This is a genomic window from Streptomyces sp. ISL-100 (genome assembly GCF_018614615.1).
Classification (GTDB): domain Bacteria; phylum Actinomycetota; class Actinomycetes; order Streptomycetales; family Streptomycetaceae; genus Streptomyces.
The window spans coordinates 26253-44051 of record NZ_JAGGOK010000076.1; the positions used below are offsets into that span (position 1 = coordinate 26253).

Below are 17799 nucleotides of genomic sequence, written 5' to 3' on the forward strand. Positions count from 1 at the left end.
TACGGGCTGTTGCCAGGAGCCCTTCAGGCGACAGGATGCGCCCGTACATGATCTGACCCAATGACCATTGTCGTCAGGTACGGCACAACACTCACAGGGGGAGGCACCACTTGAGGCGTACAGCAGCGCTCGGCTCCGCCGGCACTCTCATAGCGGGCACCTTGATGGCCGGCGCGATGGCAGCGCCGGCCGTCGGCGCCGAGGGCCGCAGCACCAGCACGTCCGAGGCGCGCGGCGTACAGATCGCCGCCGACCGCGCCGCGAAGACGGGCATCGACTGGCGCGACTGCCCGGCCGACTGGGGCATCGACAAGCCCATCCAGTGCGGCTGGGTCACCGTCCCGGTCGACTACGCCAAGCCGAACGGCCGGAAGATAAAGATAGCCGTCGACCGCATCGGCAACACCGGCTCCCAGGAAGACCGCCAGGGCGCTCTCCTCTACAACCCCGGCGGCCCCGGCGGCTCGGGCATGAGGTTCCCCACGCGGGTCACCAAGAAGAACCCGATCTACACGAAGATGGCCAAGGCGTACGACTTCGTGGGCTTTGACCCGCGCGGTGTCGGGCACTCCTCGCCCATCTCCTGCGTCGACCCCGAGGAGTTCGTCAAGGCTCCGAAGCTCGACCCGGTGCCCGACAGCGAGGCCGACAAGCGCGCCCAGCGCAAGCTGGCCGCCGAGTATGCGGACGGCTGCCAGGAGCGCAGCGGCTGGCTGCTGCCGCACATGACCACGCCGAACACCGCACGCGACCTGGACGTCGTCCGCGCCGCGCTCGGTGAGAAGAAGCTGAACTTCCTCGGCGTCTCGTACGGCACGTACCTGGGCGCGGTCTACGGAACGCTGTTCCCGGACCACGTCCGCCGCATGGTCGTCGACAGCGTGGTCAACCCGTCGAAGGAGAAGATCTGGTACCAGGCCAACCTGGACCAGGACGTCGCCTTCCAGATGCGCTGGGACGACTGGAAGCAGTGGGTCGCCAAGAACGACGCGACCTACCACCTCGGGGACACCCCCGAGAAGGTCGAACAGCAGTGGGTGAAGCTGCGCGCCACCGCCAAGCAGAGCCCGATCGGCGGAGTCGTCGGCCCGGCCGAGCTCGTCGGTTTCTTCCAGAGTGCGCCGTACTACGACTCCGCCTGGGCGCACACCGCCGAGATCTGGAGCAAGTACGTCGCGGGTGACACGAAGGCGCTCGTCGACGAGATCGCGCCGGACATGTCGAACACCGCGGGCAACGCGGCCTCCGAGAACGGCAACGCCGTCTACACGGCCGTCGAGTGCGCGGACGCCAAGTGGCCCACCAGCTGGAAGACGTGGGACCGGGACAACACCAGGCTGCACCAGGACCACCCGTTCATGACGTGGGCCAACGCCTGGATGAACCTGCCCTGCGCCACGTGGTCGTCCAAGCAGCAGACCCCGCTGAACGTGAAGTCCGGCAAGGGGCTGCCGAAGGTGCTGATCGTGCAGGCCGAGCGTGACGCCGCCACTCCGTACGAGGGCGCCGTCGAGCTGCACAAGCGCTTCAAGGGCTCGCGCCTGATCACGGAGAAGGACGCCGGCTCGCACGGCGTCACCGGGATCGCGAACCCCTGCGTCAACGACCGGGTGGACACCTACCTGCTCACCGGAAAGACCGACAGCCGCGATGTGACGTGCGCCCCGCACGCCACACCGAAGCCGTAACGGTCTGAACGGGTGAGGGGGCGGCCGGAGAATCCCGGCCGCCCCCTCGTCGCGTCTACCGGCCGCCGGCGAGCCAGGCGTCCTCCGCCGCGTAGTCGAAGGGGCCGCCGCCGGGCCCGTACCTCTGCGACAGTTTCGGGAACGCCTCCCGCCAGTCCTGCGCGCGCAGCCGGTCCGCGAGCCAGTCCACGGTGGCCGGCAGCGACTCGGTGTACGTCGTCACCGGCCGGTATCCCAGCTCCCGCTCGGCGGCCGACATGTCGAAGACGATCGGGTGGTCGGGCCCCCAGGGCGTCTCCCCGAGGCCGTCCCGCGGCGGCGGCCCGTCCACGAGCACCAGCTCGCTCCGCACCCCCATGACCGCGTCGATCGCCGCACTGATCTCCGCGACCGTCGGCACATCGGGATCACCGGCGTTGAGAACCCGCGCGCCGGGCCGCGCCGCCGCCAGCCGGATCAGCTCCCCTACGTTGGAGACGTGAACCGGGTGGAACTGGCTGAGTCCGCCGTACGCCAGGATCCTGACCGGCCGCCCGTCCAGCGCCCGCTTGACGAAGTGAATCTCGCGCGGAGTCCGGCAGTACGGTCCGTGGACCGCACCCGCCCGCAGCAGGGTAACCGGCAGCCGGTCGGCGGCGGCCAGCAGATGCCGTTCGATCGCGACCTTCCTGGTCCCGTACGTCGCGTCACCCGGCGCCACGGTGGCGAGGCTCTCGCGGATCGGCACCGGGCACTGAGGGAACCCGTCGGGCTCGTCCTGGGTGTCGAAGCTGCGGCCCTTGTCGTCCTCGTAGACGGCGCCACTGGAGATGACGACCGCGGAACCGACGCGGTCCGCGAGTCCCGTCAGCTGTCGCGCGTGACGCTCTTCGAACGCGACCATGTCGACCAGTACGTCGCGGCCGTCGCCGAGCGCGCCGGCCAGCGCCGCGTCGTCCTCCCGGTCGACCGCTGCCACCCGTACCTCCTGCGGCCAGGTCTCGTCGCGGCCGCCGCCGCGCGATGCGGCGGTCACGTCCCAGCCGTCCTCGGCGAGCGCCCGTACGGCAGCCCGCCCGATCTGTCCTGTAGCTCCGATGACGAATGCGCTTCCCTTGGTCATACGAAGGACGCTATGCGCGCGGGAGGCGACGGCGGGGAAACGTTCGCCTTCCGCTGATTCGCCGTCAGCGCAGGAGCCGCGGGAACTTCTTCGCCTGCTCCGCCTTCATCTCGGCGGCGTACCGGTCGACGTACTCCTGCCCGGACAGTCCGAGGATCGCGTACATGATCTCGTCGGTGACCGCGCGGAGCGCCGCCTTCTCGTTCTCCAGGCCCGCGTAGCGCGAGAAGTCCAGCGGCTCACCGAACCGGATGGCGACGCGCCTGATGCGGGGCAGGACCTGTCCCGGCGGCTGGATCTCGAACGTACCCACCATCGCGCACGGCACGACGGGCACGCCCGCCTTGAGCGCCATCGCGGCCACTCCGACCTTGCCCTTGTAGAGCCGGCCGTCGTGGGAGCGGGTGCCCTCCGGGTAGATCCCCAGCAGCTCACCCTTGCTCAGTACGCCGAGCCCCTCCCGGATCGCGGCCTTCCCCGCCTCCTTGCCGGATCTGTCGACGGGGATCTGACCGGCGCTGCGGAAGAACGCGGCGGTCAGCCGGCCCTTGAGGCCGGGGCCCGTGAAGTACTCCGCCTTGGCGAGGAAGGTGATGCGCCGTCTGATGATCGCGGGCATCAGGAAGTGGTCGGAGAAGGACAGGTGATTGCCCGCCACGATCGCGGCGCCCTCGTCGGGGATGTGCTCGAGCCCCTCGATCCGGGGCCGGAAGAGCAGTCTCAGCAGTGGCCCCAGAAGGACATACTTGAGCACGTAATAGAACATGAGGCTGCTCCTCGTTCCGCCGGATCGGCTCCAGGGCTGCGTTCTGCCAGGTCACTGGGTATCGCGGGGGGACCGTCAGTGTATGGGCAGCCGTCGTCCCGCGTAACCGTGCCTTGCCGGGACAATGACGCCACATCAGCTGTGAGCTGATGCGGCGTCACGATGGTCGCGAGACCGGGCCTGTCAGAGCGAAGCCATGATCCGGCGCGGGGCGTCGAAGATGCGGCTGAATGCCTCGACGGCGGCCGGCGGCTGGCTCATCTCGTCCCGGCCGGAGGAGAGCGCGTACCAGACCTGCTCGATCGACGGCGGGCCCACGGCGAGGTTGCGCAGCGCGGCCTGCTTCGAGGTCGCTTCGCCGGTGTTCACCACATACGCGGCGGCGATCGAGCCGGTGCGTCCGACGCCGGCGCCGCAGTGGACGAATACCGGGCTGTCCGAGGACTTCACGGTCTTGAGGAAGGCGGTGACCTGGTCGTTGGTGGGCGTCTGCCCGTCCCGGATCGGCATGCGGACGACGTTCAGCCCCGCCTCCCGGGGTACGGCCAGCTCCTTGGCGGACAGCTTCTCCGCCCGAAGGTCCACGACCGTGTGTACGCCGCGGGCCGCGAGCTCGCGGTAGCCGGCCTCGCCCGGAGCGGAACCGCGCCACAGGCGATCGTCGACCGCCTTGAAGTGGTTGATCCCGGCCATCCGTACGCCGGACGACTCCTCCTGCGCGGCCATCGCGTGGGCGCCGATCATGCCCAGCGTGAAGGCGGCCCACAACGCGGCGTAACCGAGCAGGGCCGCGACGAGGATCTTCGCCGTCCTGCGGATGAGCGGCCTGGTACGGGCGAGAGGGGAGATCGGGGCAAGCATGGGGACAACACCTTGGGGGTGAGGAAATGTCTGGTATGCACCTAATCCATCCCGGGCGTCCCACGCCGGACGAACATTTGTGACATATTGCGCAAAAGGCGTGCACCTGCCAATCACCGGGTGGGGGATTGCCTGACCCTCGCCGAGGACCACGGCCTGCGCCCGGTTCGCGGTCGCGTCCATCAGGCAGCCGCGCAGCCGCAGCAGATCGCGGTTGTGCAGAGCCGGCCTGACCACACCCGCGTACACCCCCTCCTCCAGCTCGGTCAGCCGCGCCTGCTCGGGCGCCATCGAGGTCGCCCGGCGGCACGTCTCCCAGAAGTCGCGTGCCGCGAGGTCGCGGCCGAGTCCCTCGTCGACGTTGCGCACCTTGACGCTGAAGACGACGGTGCTTGCCGCCGAGTCCGGCACCGACGCCGGCCGGGTCTGGATCGCGTCGGCCAGGACGAAGGTGAGGAAGGTGAGCAGTACGGCGGCGACCAGTGTCGGCCAGTCCCCGGGTGGGGCGCCACCCCCAGGCGCGCTCCACCGCCGACGCGTCGGCGACTAGTTCGGGCACATCGCCGGGGCGGCGGGGCGCGATGTCGTACGGAACGGGCGCGCCGCACGCCGCGCTGAAGGCGGAGACGACTTCCAGGACCGAACGGCCGTTCCCCAGACCCAGGTTGTACGTGTGCATGCCCGGGCTGTCGGCGAGGTGGTCCAGCGCGACGCGGTGCGCGTCGACCGTGTCCATGACGTGGATGTAGTCGCGGATCGCGGTTCCGTCCGGGGTGGCGTAGTCGTTGCCGAAGACACGGAGCCGGTGCCGTCGGCCGACGGCCACCTGAGCCAGGTAGGGCATCAGATTGTCAGGAGTTCCGGAGGGATCCTCGCCGAGCAGACCGCTGGGGTGGGCGCCGACCGGGTTGAAGTGCCGCAGCGCGAGCATGGTGAACTCCGGGTGACGGTGGCATACATCGGTGAGGATCTGTTCGCAGAGCCACTTGGAGGCCGCGTACGGATTGGTCGGACGGGCGGGGGTGGCCTCGCTGAGCGGCCCGTGCCCGGCGTCTCCGTAGATGGAGGCGGTGGAGGAGAACACCAGCTGGTGCACTCCGTGTTCGTGCATCGCCCGCAGCAGGGAGGTGGTGCCGCCGATGTTGGTGTCGTAGTACTCGATGGGCATCCGTATCGACGGGCTCACGGCCTTGTGCGCGGCGAAGTGCACGACAGCGTCCACAGAGTGGCGGTCGAAGACGGCCGAGAGGGCGCGTCGATCACGGATGTCCAGTTCGTACACGGCGCCGACGAACCGGCCGGCGATCCTTTCCACGCGGGCGAAGACCTGCGGGGTGCTGTTGGAGTAGTTGTCGACGACGATCAGTTCGTAGCCGTGGTCGAGCAGCTCGACGCAGGCATGACTGCCGATGAAGCCGGCGCCGCCGGTGAGAAGGACAGTCAACGGTGGGCTCACGGGGCCCGCTCTCTCGCGTGCGAGCGATCCGTCGAGGGGCGCCCCATTCACCGGCTCGCTGTGCGTCATGGCAGACGCTCCTGATAGAACGCTGTACGCTGCTGATGTATGTTTACTCCGTATATGTCCGACTTTGCGACTGTCGTTACCCAATGTCAAGCGGTGTCCGGCGGCAAGATCATCAAAGTCGTCAATGCCGGAGCCACTGGACGAGCGCGGAGGCGGGCCATGCCGAAGGACACGGGGGACGGCCGCGGACGACGCGCCAGCGACCGGGGGCGTTACGGGCGGCTCAACAGGGAACGCGTGCTGGCCACGGCACTGGAAGTGGTCGACCGCGACGGCCTGTCCGGCCTGAGCATGCGCAAACTGGGCGCCGAGCTGGGTGTCGAGGCGATGGCCCTGTATCGCTACGCCCCGAGCAAGGACGCCTTGCTGGACGGGCTGGTCGAGGCCTTCTGGCAGGAATTGCACGAGGAACTGGACCAGGCACCGGCGGACACGACCGACCCGGCCCAGTGGCGCCGCGAACTGCACCGCATCGCGCTCGCCACCCACCGCGTCGCCCTGCGCCACCCGCACGTCGTGCCCCTGCTGGCCACCCGCATGCTGTCCACGCCGCTGGCCCGCAGGCCCCTTCTCGTACTGCGCGGCGACGAACGCGTCCTGGCGCTGCTGTACGACGCGGGGCTCGGCGAGCGCACGGCCGTGGAAATCCACCGGACCTTCACCGCCTGGCTACTCGGCTACCTCCTGGTCGAGCTGCGGGCCATGGACGACGAGCCCGGCGAACCGGACCCGGCCTTCCGGCTGGGTCTGCACCGCATGCCGGCGGCCGAGCTGCCACGGCTGCGGGCCACCGCCGTCGCGATGGCAGGCCGCGGTGGCCCCGAGGGCCTGGCCGCGGGCCTGGACGCCCTGCTGGGGTGACGTTCCGGTGGGCGCCCAGCCGGCGGTCCGGGCCGGGGGCCGGGTCCGCGCCCCCGTCCGCGCCTGGTTCTGCGCCGTACGGAGCAGTGCGCGTACTCGTGTGTGCGACGAGGGCGGCGCGGTCGCTTGCCGGTGGCCGTGGCGGGGGGTGGCCTGGCTCTCCCCGACACCCAGCCGCCAGGCAACCCGTCCCCGCCCCCAGGAGGTCCGGATGCGCTCCAAAGCCACCGTCACCGCAGTCGCCCTGCTCGCCCTCGCCGCTGCGGCCGTGCCGGCTCGGGCGGCGGCCGACACTGATGACCGGAAGGCGCCCAGCGGCTTCTTCCTCACCGTTTCGGGCTCGGGGAGCACCTGGATCCGGGGCGTCCTGCTGCAGTGCCCTCCCGGGCCTGCTGCGCCCCATCCGGACGCCACCGGCGCCTGCGCGGCGCTCGACAAGACGAAGGGTGACTTCGACACGCTGCCCGGGAACCCCCGCGCGTGCACCAAGCAGTACGAGCCGGTGACCGTCAGCGCCTCCGGCACCTGGCGCGGGGCGCCGACCTCATGGCGCAAGACCTACCCGAACGCATGCGTGCTCGACACCGCGACCGGGCCGGTCTTCCGCTTCTGACCACGCCGTGCCCGTGCGCGCGTCGCGCAGTGAAGTTTCGTTTCAGCGGCTACTCCCGCTGTCAGCTGCTCACCTGCTGCGCGACGCGGCCATCCCGACCGTGACCAGTCCGAGCACGACCCAGCCGAACCACAGCCAGCCGTTGCTGCCGAGTGTCGCCGTGTACGCCGAAATGACTATCAGCGTCCCGACGGTGAGCACCCCCATCGACTTAGCAGAACCGGGCATGCGCACCCCCTCCTTCTGATGGAGGGCCATCGTCACCCCTGAAGGGCTCCCGCGCTACTGTGCCGACGTTACCGGCCGGCTAGCGGCCGCGCGCCTGGAGCGAGGCGAGATAGGCGTTGTACGCCACCAGCTCCTGGTCGCCGTCGCGGTCCGCCGCCCGGTCCGAGCGCCGTGCGACCCGCTGCTCGGACCGGTACCACTGGAAGACCAGCGCGATCAGTACGAGCACCGAGGGGATCTCCGAGAACGCCCAGGCGATGCCGCCCGCCGCGTGCTGGTCGCTCAGCGCGTCGATGCCCAGCGACGCGGGCGGGTTCGCGTACGTACCGATCATCGGCTGGGTCGCCATCATCAGCGCGATGCCGAAGAACGCGTGGAACGGCATGCCGGCGAACAGCTCCAGCATCCGCATCACATAACCGGGGCGGTGCGGCCCCGGGTCGACGCCCATGATCGGCCAGAAGAAGACCAGGCCGACGGCGAGGAAGTGGACCATCATGCCGAGGTGGCCCGGCTTGCTCTCCATCAGGAAGTCGAAGACGGGCGTGAAGTAGAGCGCGTACAGGCTCGCGATGAACAGCGGGATCGTGAACGCCGGATGCGTGACGATCTTCATGTAGCGGCTGTGCAGCAGCATCAGCAGCACCTCGCGCGGCCCCTTGCGGTTCCCGCGCCCGGCCACCGGCAGCGCGCGCAGCGCCAGCGTCACCGGCGCGCCGAGCAGCAGGAGGATCGGCGAGAGCATGCTGATGACCATGTGCTGCACCATGTGCACGCTGAACATGACCATGCCGTAGTCATTGAGCTTGGTGCACATCACGAGCGCGACGCTCAGCACGCCGAGGACGAAGAAGACCGCCCGCCCGACCTGCCAGGCATCACCGCGCCTGCGCAGCCGCACCACGCCCCACCCGTACAGGGCGAGCACCATCAGGCACCCCACCAGGAAGAAGAGATCGGGGGAGAACTCCAGCCCCCGTCCCAGCGTGAACGGCGGCAGATCCATGTTCATGCCGCTGCCGTGCCCGCTGTGATCCATCTGCGTACTCCCGTGGGGGCGACCCAATAGTGCCGGTTGTCCGCTACAGACTAGAACTGCCCCCGGCCGCGTCTGCGGCCGGGGGCAGTTCGGTCAGCCCTGTACCAAGATCGTCACAGCACGCACTCGGCCTCGGCGTACCGCTCGGTAGGCACCGTCTTGAGCGTCTCCACGGCCTCGGCCAGCGGAACCATCACGATGTCCGTGCCGCGCAGCGCCGTCATCATCCCGAACTCACCGCGGTGCGCCGCCTCCACCGCGTGCCAGCCGAAGCGGGTCGCGAGGACGCGGTCGTACGCCGTCGGGGTGCCACCGCGCTGGACGTGGCCGAGGATGACGGGGCGCGCCTCCTTGCCGAGGCGCTCCTCCAGCTCGATGGACAGCTGCCTGGCGACGCCCGCGAAGCGCTCGTGCCCGTACATGTCCTTGCCGCCGATGTCGAACTCCATGGAGCCCTCGCGCGGCTTGGCGCCCTCGGCGACCACGACGATCGCGAACCGCTTGCCCGCCGAGAACCGCTTGCCGACCAGCTCGGTCAGCTCACCGATGTCGAAGGGCCGCTCCGGTACGACGATGGCGTGCGCGCCTGCCGCCATGCCGGAGTGCAGCGCGATCCAGCCGGTGTGCCGCCCCATGACCTCGACGATCAGCACGCGCTGGTGCGATTCGGCGGTGGTCTTGAGCCGGTCCAGGGCCTCGGTCGCGACGCCGACCGCCGTGTCGAACCCGAAGGTGACGTCCGTCGAGGCGATGTCGTTGTCGATGGTCTTCGGTACGCCGACGATCGGCAGCCCCGCCTCGGACAGCAGGTTCGCCGCCTTCAGCGTGCCTTCGCCGCCGATCGGGATGATCGCGTCGAGTCCGAGGTCCGCGACATGGCCGCGAGCCGTCTCGACGCCGTCGCGCAGATGCGCGGGCTGGACCCTGGAAGAGCCGAGGATCGTGCCGCCACGGGCCAGGATGCCGCCCACCGCGTCAAGGTCGAGCCGGCGGTAGTCGCCTTCCAGCAGACCCTTCCAGCCGTCGTGGAAGCCGATGACTTCATCACCGTGATCGACGACGGCGCGGTGCACGACGGAACGGATGACGGCGTTCAGGCCGGGGCAGTCGCCGCCGGAAGTGAGTACACCAATGCGCATGCCCGGAATACCTTTGCAACGTGGGCCGGAGACCGGACCACGTCGTCCGGTTGGATCCCCGTCACCCTACTCGCGCAGAGTGACGGGGCCGAACCGGCAGTCCGACTGCTGGACGTCGGACGGCCGTCAGGCGGGCTGCGTGGCCGACGCGATGCGCTCGGCGCGCAGCGCCTCGTACCACCGGTCGTCGGTGGGCGGCAGGGCGTTCACATCGAGGGCCAGCTTCAGCAGCAGGTCCGCGATGAGCGGGTTGCGGGCGAGCACGGGACCGTGCATGTACGTACCGAAGACGGTGTCGTTGTACGCGCCCTCCGTGCCGTCGCCGGTTCCGTTGCCCTTGCCGATCTGTACCCGGGCGAACGGCCGCGCCGTCGGGCCCAGATGGGTGATGCCCTGGTGGTTCTCGAACCCGGTCAGCTGCGGCAGGCCCAGCCGGTCGTCGATGTCCCCGAGGACGTCACCGACGCACCGCTCGCCCTCGCCGCGCGTGCTGACCACGTCGAGCAGCCCGAGGCCCTGCTCGCGCTCGCCGAGGTCGTTGATGAACTCGTGGCCGAGGATCTGGTACCCGGCGCAGACCGAGAAGACGATCGCGCCGTTGCTGACCGCGCGCTCCAGACCGCCGTCGCGGCGCAGCCGCTCCGCCGCCAGGCGCTGCGGCCGGTCCTCGCCGCCGCCGATCAGGTAGATGTCGCCCGAAGTGGGGATCGCCTGGTCGCTGCGTACGTCGACACGGTGCACGTCGAGACCGCGCTGACGGGCCCGGCGCTCCACGACGAGGGCGTTGCCCTGGTCGCCGTACGTGCTCAGCAGGTCCGGGTAGATCCACACCAGGCGCAGGCTGTTGTCGCTCATGCTTGCTTGTCCTTTTCCGGTGTACGCGGGCCTAGTTGCCGACGCGGCGGCGCAGGTCCTGGAACGCGGTGTAGTTGGCGATCGTCTCGATCAGCCCGGGCGGCGCCAACTGCACGGCCTCGTCGAGCGTCTCGCAGACCCGGAAGTCCAGGTTCGCGACTTCGAGGCGCACGGCGAGATCCAGCTTGCGGTCACCGAGCACGAAGATCGGGTGGCCTGCCAGCCGGGTGTAGTCGACGTCCCACAGCCAGGAGGTGTCCGTGCCGTCCGCGCCGCGCGCGTTGACGGCCAGAATCACCGGCGTGGGCGGCGGGTTGATGAGGGAAAACGTTTCGAGCCAGCCCGCCGGGTTCTTGGCCAGCAGCAGCCGCAGCTCGCGATCCTGGAACTGGACGACGTCGTACCGGCCTGCGACAGCCTGGACTTCGTACATCCGCTCCAGCGCCACCTGCGGCGGCACACCGAACACGGCCGCGACCGCGGCCGAGGTGGCGGCGTTCGCCTTGTTGGCGCGGCCGGGCAGCTGGAGGTGGATCGGCCAGGCCGAACCGTGCGGGTCGATGACGTGGTCGCCGCTCAGCACCCAGCCCGGGGCGGGGCGGCGGAAGCCGCACTCGCCGCAGAACCAGTCGTCGCCGGGGCGCTGCATCACGCCGCCGCAGGACGGGCAGGACCAGGCGTCGTCCTTCCACTCCTGGCCGGCCGCGACCCACACCACGTTGGGCGAGGAGGAGGCGGCCCAGACGATCAGCGGGTCGTCGGCGTTCGCGATGACGACGGCCTTCGTGCCGGACAGGCCCTCGCGCCACTTCTCGGCGAGCATCCGGGTCTCGGCGGCGCGGTCGAGCTGGTCGCGGGAGAGGTTGAGCAGTGCGATCGCCTTCGGCGTCACATCGCGGGCGACTCCGGCGAGGTACTTCTCGTCGACCTCGATCACGCCGTACTTCGCGTCCGAGCCGCCCGCCAGGGCGGAGGTGATGCCCGCCGGCATGTTGGCGCCGAGCGCGTTGGAAACGACCGGGCCGCTGGCCCGCAGAGCCTCGGCGATGAGCCGGGTCGTGGTCGTCTTGCCGTTCGTCGCGGAGACAAGCACGACGTCGAGATGCTGGGCGAGCCGCCCCAGCAGGTCGGGGTCGAGCTTGAGCGCCACCTTGCCGCCGATCACGGATCCGCTGCCGCGTCCCGCGGCGCGGGACACCGCCGCCGCGGCCTTGCCTGCCGTCACGGCCAGCTTGGCCCGCGGCGACAACGGCTCCGTGTTGCCTGCCATCGTCACTGATCCTCCTTGCATCCGGCGCCGCATTTGCCCCAGGTCCACCGGTCAACGTCGGGGCTCAGCCTATCGAGATCCAGCCGGGCCCCCGCACCCCGGCACCACCGGGGCGCTGTGGCCCCCGGTGGAACGTACGTTTGCCCGTACGCTTGCCGCCATGCGACACCGCCCGATTCCCGGCAGTTCCGGGCTCGTACGACCCATGACACTGCTCGGTGACCCGGCGCTGCACGCGCCCTGCGAGACGGTGACCGACTTCGGTCCCTCGCTGGTGCGGCTCGTCGAGGACATGTTCGCGACGATGTACGCCGCCGAGGGGGTTGGCCTCGCGGCCAATCAAGTCGGCGTATCGCTGCGTGTCTTCGTCTACGACTGTCCGGACGATGAAGATGTCCGGCATGTCGGTCACATCGTCAACCCACGCCTGGTCGAGGCCGACGGCATCACCGTACGCGGTCCCGAGGGGTGCCTTTCCCTGCCGGGTATCGAGGCGGGGACGGAACGCTTCGACCGGGCGGTGGTGGAGGGGGTTTCGGTGTCGGGCGATCCGGTGCGGGTCGAGGGCGCCGGGTTCTTCGCACGCTGCCTGCAGCACGAGTGCGACCACTTGGCCGGGCTGGTCTACACGGACCGGCTGACCGGCTGGCGCCGAGCGAAGGCCCTGAGGGCGGCGCGGCGGGCCTCGTGGGGTGGCCGGGGGGAGGTCGGGCGAAACCGGGGCGCTGCCCCAGACCCCGCTCCTCAAACTCCGGAGGGGCTGGATGGTGCGGCTGAATCCAGCCCGTCCGGCGTTTGAGGACACGCCCGGAGGGCGTCCGGGGCCGGGGCTAGAAGCCGGGGCCGTCCACGCGGTCGCCCGCGGCGGCCAGGCGGCCCCACAGCAGATCCGCCAGGCTGGACACCAACTGCTCGCGCGAGCACGGGCGTTCGCCCAGCCACCAGTCACCCGCGGCATGCATCATGCCGACGATGCCATGCCCCCACACCCGCGCCAGCTGCTCACTGTCAGGACCAAGGTCCACGCGCTCGGCGATCACCTTCGCCAGCTCCTCCCCGAGCCGCCGCAACAGCGGAGCCGAGTGGCGGCCGACGTCGAAGCCCTGCTCGGGCTGGTGGGCGTCCTCGGCGGGGTGCATCAGGAACCGGTACACCTCGGGCAGCGCCTCGATTGCCGCGAGGTAGGTGTTCAGCGTCGCCTCGACCCGCCGGCGCCGCTCGGCCGGCGCGTCCAGCGCCGCCCGCAGCGCCGAGAGCAGCGCGTCGGTGTGGCGCTTGGCGAGCGCGCGGTAGAGCCCGCCCTTGTCGCCGAAGTGCCGGTAGAGGATCGGTTTCGTGATCCCGGCCTCGGCGGCTATGGCGTTCATGGAAGCCTGCGGCCCGTCCCGCAGCACCACGCGGTCCGCCGCTTCGAGCAGCTCCCGACGACGCCGCGCGGCTGCCGAGCGCTGCTGCGCGTCCTGTTGTGTGGTTTCCATGGTGTGTCTCCCCGCCCAAAGCGATTCCGTGACGCCTGCGAAACGTAACACCATGGTCGTACGCCGCGCGGATCCGTACTACGCCGGTTGACATGGCTTACTTACCGGTAACAGACTTCTGTTACCGCAAGTAACGCCTGGAGGGGACGATGGCCGAGTTCACGCTCGAACTCAACGACGACCAGAAGCAGGTCCGCGACTGGATCCACGGGTTCGCCGCCGATGTGATGCGCCCGGCCGCCGCCGAATGGGACGAGCGCGAGGAGACGCCCTGGCCCGTCATTCAGGAGGCGGCCAAGATCGGTATCTACTCCCTCGACTTCTACGCGCAGCAGTTCTTCGACCCGACGGGCCTCGGCATCCCGATGGCGATGGAGGAGCTGTTCTGGGGCGACGCGGGCATCGCACTCTCCATCGTCGGTACGGGCCTCGCCGCCGTCGGCGTCCTGGCCAACGGCACCGAGGAGCAGATCGGCACCTGGATCCCGCAGATGTACGGCGACCCGGACGACGTCAAGGTCGCCGCCTTCTGCTCCTCCGAGCCCGACGCCGGCTCCGACGTATCGGCGATGCGCACCCGCGCCGTATACGACGAGGCCAAGGACGAGTGGGTGCTGAACGGCACCAAGACCTGGGCGACCAATGGCGGCATCGCCAACGTCCATGTCGTCGTCGCCCTCGTCGACCCCGAGCTCGGCTCCAAGGGCCACGCCTCCTTCATCGTCCCGCCGAATACGCCCGGCCTCTCCCAGGGGCAGAAGTTCAAGAAGCACGGCATCCGCGCCTCGCACACCGCCGAGGTCGTCCTCGAGAACGTCCGCGTCCCCGGCCACTGCCTACTCGGCGGAAAGGACAAGCTCGACGCGCGCCTCGCCCGGGCCCGCGAGCGCGTCCAGCAGGGCGGCGAGCGGGTGAAGAACGCCGCGATGGCCACCTTCGAGGCCTCGCGCCCGGCCGTCGGCGCGATGGCGGTGGGCACCGCCCGCGCCGCGTACGAGGTCGCACTCGACTACGCCAAGACGCGCGAGCAGTTCGGCCGGCCGATCATCGACAACCAGGGCGTCGCGTTCCAGCTCGCCGACATGCGCACCCAGATCGACGCGGCGCGGCTGCTGGTCTGGCGGGCCTCCTGGATGGCGAGCGCGGGCAAGCCGTTCACCTCGGCCGAGGGCTCGATGTCCAAGCTGTTCGCCAGCGAGACTGCCAAGAAGGTCACGGCGCAGGCCGTGCAGATCCTCGGCGGCAACGGATACACGCGCGAGTACCCGGTGGAGCGCATGCACCGCGACGCCGCGATCTACACGATCTTCGAAGGTACCAGTGAGATCCAGCGCCTGGTGATCGCCCGCACCCTGTCGGGCATGCCCATCCGCTAGCCCGTCGGCGTACGGCGAAGGCGCCGTCCCACCGCACAAGGGGGACGGCGCCTTCGCGCGCCCGCGCCGTCAGGCGGAGGGCAGCTGCGCCTCGATGGCCGCCACGACCTCGGGAGCCTCCGGCTCGACGCGCGGGCGGAACCGGCCGACGACCTCGCCCTTCGCGCTCACCAGGAACTTCTCGAAGTTCCACTGGACGTCCCCGGCCTCCCCGGCCTCGTCCTTCGCCGAGGTCAGTTCGACGTACAGCGGGTGCCGGTGATCACCGTTGACCTCGATCTTCTCCAGCAGCGGGAACGTCACGCCGTAGCTCGCCGAGCAGAAGGTACTGATCTCCTCCGCACTGCCCGGCTCCTGGCCCGCGAACTGGTTGCACGGCACACCGAGCACCGTGAAGCCCCGGTCCGCGTACGTCTGCTGGAGCCGCTCCAGGCCGGCGTACTGCGGGGTCAGGCCGCACTTGGACGCGACGTTCACCACCAGCACCGCCTTGCCCTCGTAGGCCGCCAGAGTGGTCGGCTCGCCGGTCAGGGTGCGCAGGGGAATGTCGAACAGGCTCATCGCCGTCTCCTATGGCTATGGGCGGCCGGTGCTCCCGGCCGTCGGTCACTGGTTCGTACTGTTTCAGACCGCTCCCCGCTCAAGGGCACCGAGGTTCCGGCCGAGGACGCTTACACCACCGTGTGGTGGTGCACGCACCACTCCTGGGAAGGAATCGCGCCATGACCGGCCCCAGCACCCCCGTACTCCTCCACAACGGACTGCTCATCAACGGCACCGGGGGCGAGCCGGTCGCGGACGGAGCGGTGCTCATCGAGGACGGGCTCATCCGCTGGGCGGGGCCGTCCGGGGAACTGCGCCTCCCCGCACTGCCCGCCCCGGCGCGGCGTATCGACGTACATGGGAATACCATCCTGCCCGGGTTCATCGACTGCCACGTGCACATGGCGGCGCCCGGCGGCGCCCTCAGTCACGCCGAGGTCGCCGCGATGCCGCTCTCGCTGCGGACCTTTCTCGCCGCGCCGCGTATGAAGCTCACCCTCGACGCGGGCGTGACCACCGCACGCGACCTCGGTGGCGCGGACGCCGGCCACCGGGAGGCCGTCGAGTCGGGGCTGCTCGCCGGGCCGCGCCTGCTCGTCGCTGTCGCCATGCTCACGCCCACCGGTGGCCACGGCGACTTCCGGGCGGCCACCGACAACGGCGAGAACGACCCCGTCATGGGCCGCCTCGCCGACGGGCCCGCCGAATGCCGCAGGGCCGTGCGGGAGGTGCTCCGCAAGGGCGCCGACTGTGTGAAGGTCGCGGCCACCGGCGGGGTGTGGAGCCCGACCGACCATCCGGACGACGACGGTTTCCTTGAGGACGAGATCCGTACGATCACCGAGATCGCGGCAGGTCACCGGGGCACGAAGGTGGCCGCGCACGCCCAGGGCCGCGGCGGCATTCTCAACGCCGTACGCGCCGGAGTCGCCAGCGTCGAACACGGCTACGCGATCGACGACGAGGCGATCGACCTGATGCTGGAGCGCGGCACGTTTCTCGTGCCGACGCTCACCACCGCCAACACCGACCCCGACCCGCAGAAGGTGGCGGCCTGGGCGTACGAGAAGAAGAGGCACTGGCAGGCCGTCGCCCGGCGGCACATCCCGCACGCGGTCGCGCGGGGTGTCCGCGTCGCCATGGGAACCGACTGCGGCATCGCGGAACACGGCACGAACCTGCGGGAGCTGGCGTACCTCGTCGACTGCGGGATGACGCCGATGGCCGCGATCCGCGCCGGGACGAGCGAGGCCGCCGAACTCCTCGGCCTGGCGCACGAGATCGGCACGCTGGAGGCAGGCAAGCGCGCCGACGTCGTCGTCGCACGGGGCAACCCGCTGACCGACATCGCGGCTCTCGGCACGCCCGCCAACATCCTGCTCGTCATGAAGGACGGCGTGACCTGCAAGGACCTCGGCAATCTCGGCAGTCTCGGCTGAACCGGACTCCGCTCAGGCGGCCGCCCCCGCCAGGATCACCGAGCGCGACAAATGGCGCGGGCGGTCCGGGTTCAGGCCGCGGCGGGCGGCGAGTTCCACGGCGAGGCGCTGGGCGCGGACCAGGGAGGCGACCGGGTCCAGTGCGTCGGCGGTGAACAGGGCCCCGGTGGCGGCCACTTCGTCCTCCAGACCGGCCGGGGGCTCGCCGAAGGACCACACCAGGCTCGCTTCGTCACTGATGCTGATCGGGCCGTGGCGGTACTCCATCGCGGCGTACGACTCGGTCCAGGCCCGCGCGGCCTCGCGCAGTTTCAGCGCGGCTTCGTCGGCGAGGCCGGCTGTCCAGCCGCTGCCGAGGAAGGTGAACTGCGTACGCTCGCGCCAGCCGCGCGGTAGCGGTTCGACGACGGCGAGTTCCCCGTCCGTGACGGAGTGCGTGAGGTCAGTGCCGAGGCCGGCGCGCAGCAACTGCAGGGCGGTGGTGGCGAACCGGGTCTGGACGACGGACTTCTCGTCGGCGAAGCCGAGGTCGACGACGGTGTCCGCGCGGCCGGCGACCCAGGAGCCGGCGACGCCGGTCAGGGCGAGCGTGGGGATGCGCCCGGCGACCTTGCCGAGGAGCGACAGCACCTCACTCGTCGTACCGGAGCGGCTGATCGCCACGATCCGGTCGTACGGTCGGCCGAGCGCCGCCTCGGAGGCCGGGAACGCGTCGGTCTCGCCGAGGCCTGCGGACTCCCGCAGCGCGGCGTAGGCCCGGGCCATGAAGTACGACGTACCGCAGCCGACGACCGCCACTCGCTCGCCGGGGAGCGGTAGCCGGTCGGCGGCGGACACTGCCAGCTCCGCCGCCCTGGTCCAGCACTCCGGCTGGCTCGCGATTTCCGCGGTGACGTGTGGTGCGGCGGCGGCGCTCATGGGTCCCCTTTTCTTTGGCTGTGGGGTGATGTTCTAGCCCCGTCCGCACACCACCGCAATGAGCGAGCAATCGCTGAAATTTTCCGTATCACTTCGGT

The 17799-nt window shown here is 70.2% G+C and carries 17 protein-coding genes and 2 pseudogenes; 7 read left to right on the forward strand and 12 right to left on the reverse strand.

Features of this window, described 5'->3' with window-relative positions:
• The first annotated feature begins 164 nt into the window (after positions 1 to 164).
• Positions 165 to 1688, forward strand: a complete 1524-nt coding sequence (locus tag J7E89_RS31870) for an alpha/beta hydrolase (protein ID WP_214978476.1) — start codon at positions 165 to 167, stop codon at positions 1686 to 1688.
• A gap of 55 nt (positions 1689 to 1743) precedes the next feature.
• Here J7E89_RS31870 and J7E89_RS31875 read toward each other — a convergent pair whose 3' ends face one another.
• The 3 genes from J7E89_RS31875 to J7E89_RS42170 all read right to left on the reverse strand — a co-directional run bounded on the left by J7E89_RS31875 (position 1744) and on the right by J7E89_RS42170 (position 4786).
• Positions 1744 to 2790 carry an NAD(P)-dependent oxidoreductase gene (locus J7E89_RS31875; RefSeq protein WP_214978360.1) on the reverse strand — a complete coding sequence of 349 codons (1047 nt, stop codon included), beginning with the start codon at positions 2788 to 2790 and terminating at the stop codon, positions 1744 to 1746.
• A 64-nt stretch (positions 2791 to 2854) separates the two neighbouring features.
• Positions 2855 to 3556: a 1-acyl-sn-glycerol-3-phosphate acyltransferase gene (locus tag J7E89_RS31880; RefSeq protein WP_214978363.1), complete on the reverse strand. Its 702-nt coding sequence runs from the start codon at positions 3554 to 3556 to the stop codon at positions 2855 to 2857.
• Between the two features lie 183 nt (positions 3557 to 3739).
• Positions 3740 to 4786: a dual specificity protein phosphatase family protein gene (locus tag J7E89_RS42170; RefSeq protein ID WP_308315671.1), complete on the reverse strand. Its 1047-nt coding sequence runs from the start codon at positions 4784 to 4786 to the stop codon at positions 3740 to 3742.
• A 1-nt stretch (position 4787) separates the two neighbouring features.
• Between J7E89_RS42170 and J7E89_RS31890 the strand changes: the two genes are divergently transcribed.
• Positions 4788 to 4967, forward strand: coding sequence for a hypothetical protein (locus J7E89_RS31890; RefSeq protein WP_214978365.1), 180 nt, complete (start codon positions 4788 to 4790; stop codon positions 4965 to 4967).
• Here J7E89_RS31890 and galE read toward each other — a convergent pair.
• Positions 4905 to 5873 (reverse strand): annotated as a pseudogene (gene galE, locus J7E89_RS31895) (UDP-glucose 4-epimerase GalE); the annotation flags it as partial. The gene J7E89_RS31890 and the pseudogene galE overlap by 63 nt on opposite strands.
• 228 nt (positions 5874 to 6101) lie before the next feature.
• Between galE and J7E89_RS31900 the strand changes: the two are divergent.
• Positions 6102 to 6803, forward strand: a complete 702-nt coding sequence (locus tag J7E89_RS31900; protein ID WP_214978367.1) for a TetR/AcrR family transcriptional regulator — start codon at positions 6102 to 6104, stop codon at positions 6801 to 6803.
• Between the two features lie 211 nt (positions 6804 to 7014).
• On the forward strand, positions 7015 to 7416 hold the full coding sequence (locus J7E89_RS31905) for an SSI family serine proteinase inhibitor (protein WP_214978369.1): 402 nt from the start codon (positions 7015 to 7017) through the stop codon (positions 7414 to 7416).
• A gap of 69 nt (positions 7417 to 7485) precedes the next feature.
• Here J7E89_RS31905 and J7E89_RS31910 read toward each other — a convergent pair whose 3' ends face one another.
• The 5 genes from J7E89_RS31910 to J7E89_RS31930 all read right to left on the reverse strand — a co-directional run bounded on the left by J7E89_RS31910 (position 7486) and on the right by J7E89_RS31930 (position 11947).
• Positions 7486 to 7644 carry a hypothetical protein gene (locus J7E89_RS31910; protein ID WP_214978371.1) on the reverse strand — a complete coding sequence of 53 codons (159 nt, stop codon included), beginning with the start codon at positions 7642 to 7644 and terminating at the stop codon, positions 7486 to 7488.
• 79 nt (positions 7645 to 7723) lie between these two features.
• Positions 7724 to 8683, reverse strand: coding sequence for a cytochrome c oxidase assembly protein (locus J7E89_RS31915; protein WP_214978374.1), 960 nt, complete (start codon positions 8681 to 8683; stop codon positions 7724 to 7726).
• 113 nt (positions 8684 to 8796) lie between these two features.
• A complete protein-coding gene (locus J7E89_RS31920) occupies positions 8797 to 9822 on the reverse strand; it encodes a 6-phosphofructokinase (protein WP_214978376.1) in 1026 nt (341 codons plus the stop codon).
• A gap of 126 nt (positions 9823 to 9948) precedes the next feature.
• Positions 9949 to 10677 (reverse strand): type 1 glutamine amidotransferase, encoded by a 729-nt coding sequence (locus J7E89_RS31925; protein WP_214978378.1) that lies wholly within the window; start codon positions 10675 to 10677, stop codon positions 9949 to 9951.
• Positions 10678 to 10708: 31 nt separating this feature from the next.
• Positions 10709 to 11947: a MurT ligase domain-containing protein gene (locus tag J7E89_RS31930; protein ID WP_214978380.1), complete on the reverse strand. Its 1239-nt coding sequence runs from the start codon at positions 11945 to 11947 to the stop codon at positions 10709 to 10711.
• A 160-nt stretch (positions 11948 to 12107) separates the two neighbouring features.
• Between J7E89_RS31930 and def the strand changes: the two are divergent.
• Positions 12108 to 12650 (forward strand): annotated as a pseudogene (gene def / locus J7E89_RS31935) (peptide deformylase); the annotation flags it as partial.
• Positions 12651 to 12777: 127 nt separating this feature from the next.
• Here the strand turns inward: def and J7E89_RS31940 are convergent.
• Positions 12778 to 13425 carry a TetR family transcriptional regulator gene (locus tag J7E89_RS31940; protein ID WP_214978384.1) on the reverse strand — a complete coding sequence of 216 codons (648 nt, stop codon included), beginning with the start codon at positions 13423 to 13425 and terminating at the stop codon, positions 12778 to 12780.
• Between the two features lie 149 nt (positions 13426 to 13574).
• On the opposite strand from J7E89_RS31940, the gene J7E89_RS31945 reads away from it, so the two are divergent.
• On the forward strand, positions 13575 to 14801 hold the full coding sequence (locus J7E89_RS31945) for an acyl-CoA dehydrogenase family protein (protein ID WP_214978386.1): 1227 nt from the start codon (positions 13575 to 13577) through the stop codon (positions 14799 to 14801).
• A 69-nt stretch (positions 14802 to 14870) separates the two neighbouring features.
• Here J7E89_RS31945 and J7E89_RS31950 read toward each other — a convergent pair whose 3' ends face one another.
• Complete coding sequence (locus J7E89_RS31950) at positions 14871 to 15362, reverse strand: glutathione peroxidase (RefSeq protein WP_214978389.1); 492 nt, start codon at positions 15360 to 15362, stop codon at positions 14871 to 14873.
• 161 nt (positions 15363 to 15523) lie between these two features.
• On the opposite strand from J7E89_RS31950, the gene J7E89_RS31955 reads away from it, so the two are divergent.
• A complete protein-coding gene (locus J7E89_RS31955) occupies positions 15524 to 16783 on the forward strand; it encodes an amidohydrolase family protein (RefSeq protein WP_214978391.1) in 1260 nt (419 codons plus the stop codon).
• A gap of 12 nt (positions 16784 to 16795) precedes the next feature.
• Here the strand turns inward: J7E89_RS31955 and J7E89_RS31960 are convergent, their stop codons facing one another.
• Complete coding sequence (locus tag J7E89_RS31960; protein WP_214978393.1) at positions 16796 to 17701, reverse strand: SIS domain-containing protein; 906 nt, start codon at positions 17699 to 17701, stop codon at positions 16796 to 16798.
• Positions 17702 to 17799 lie beyond the last annotated feature (98 nt).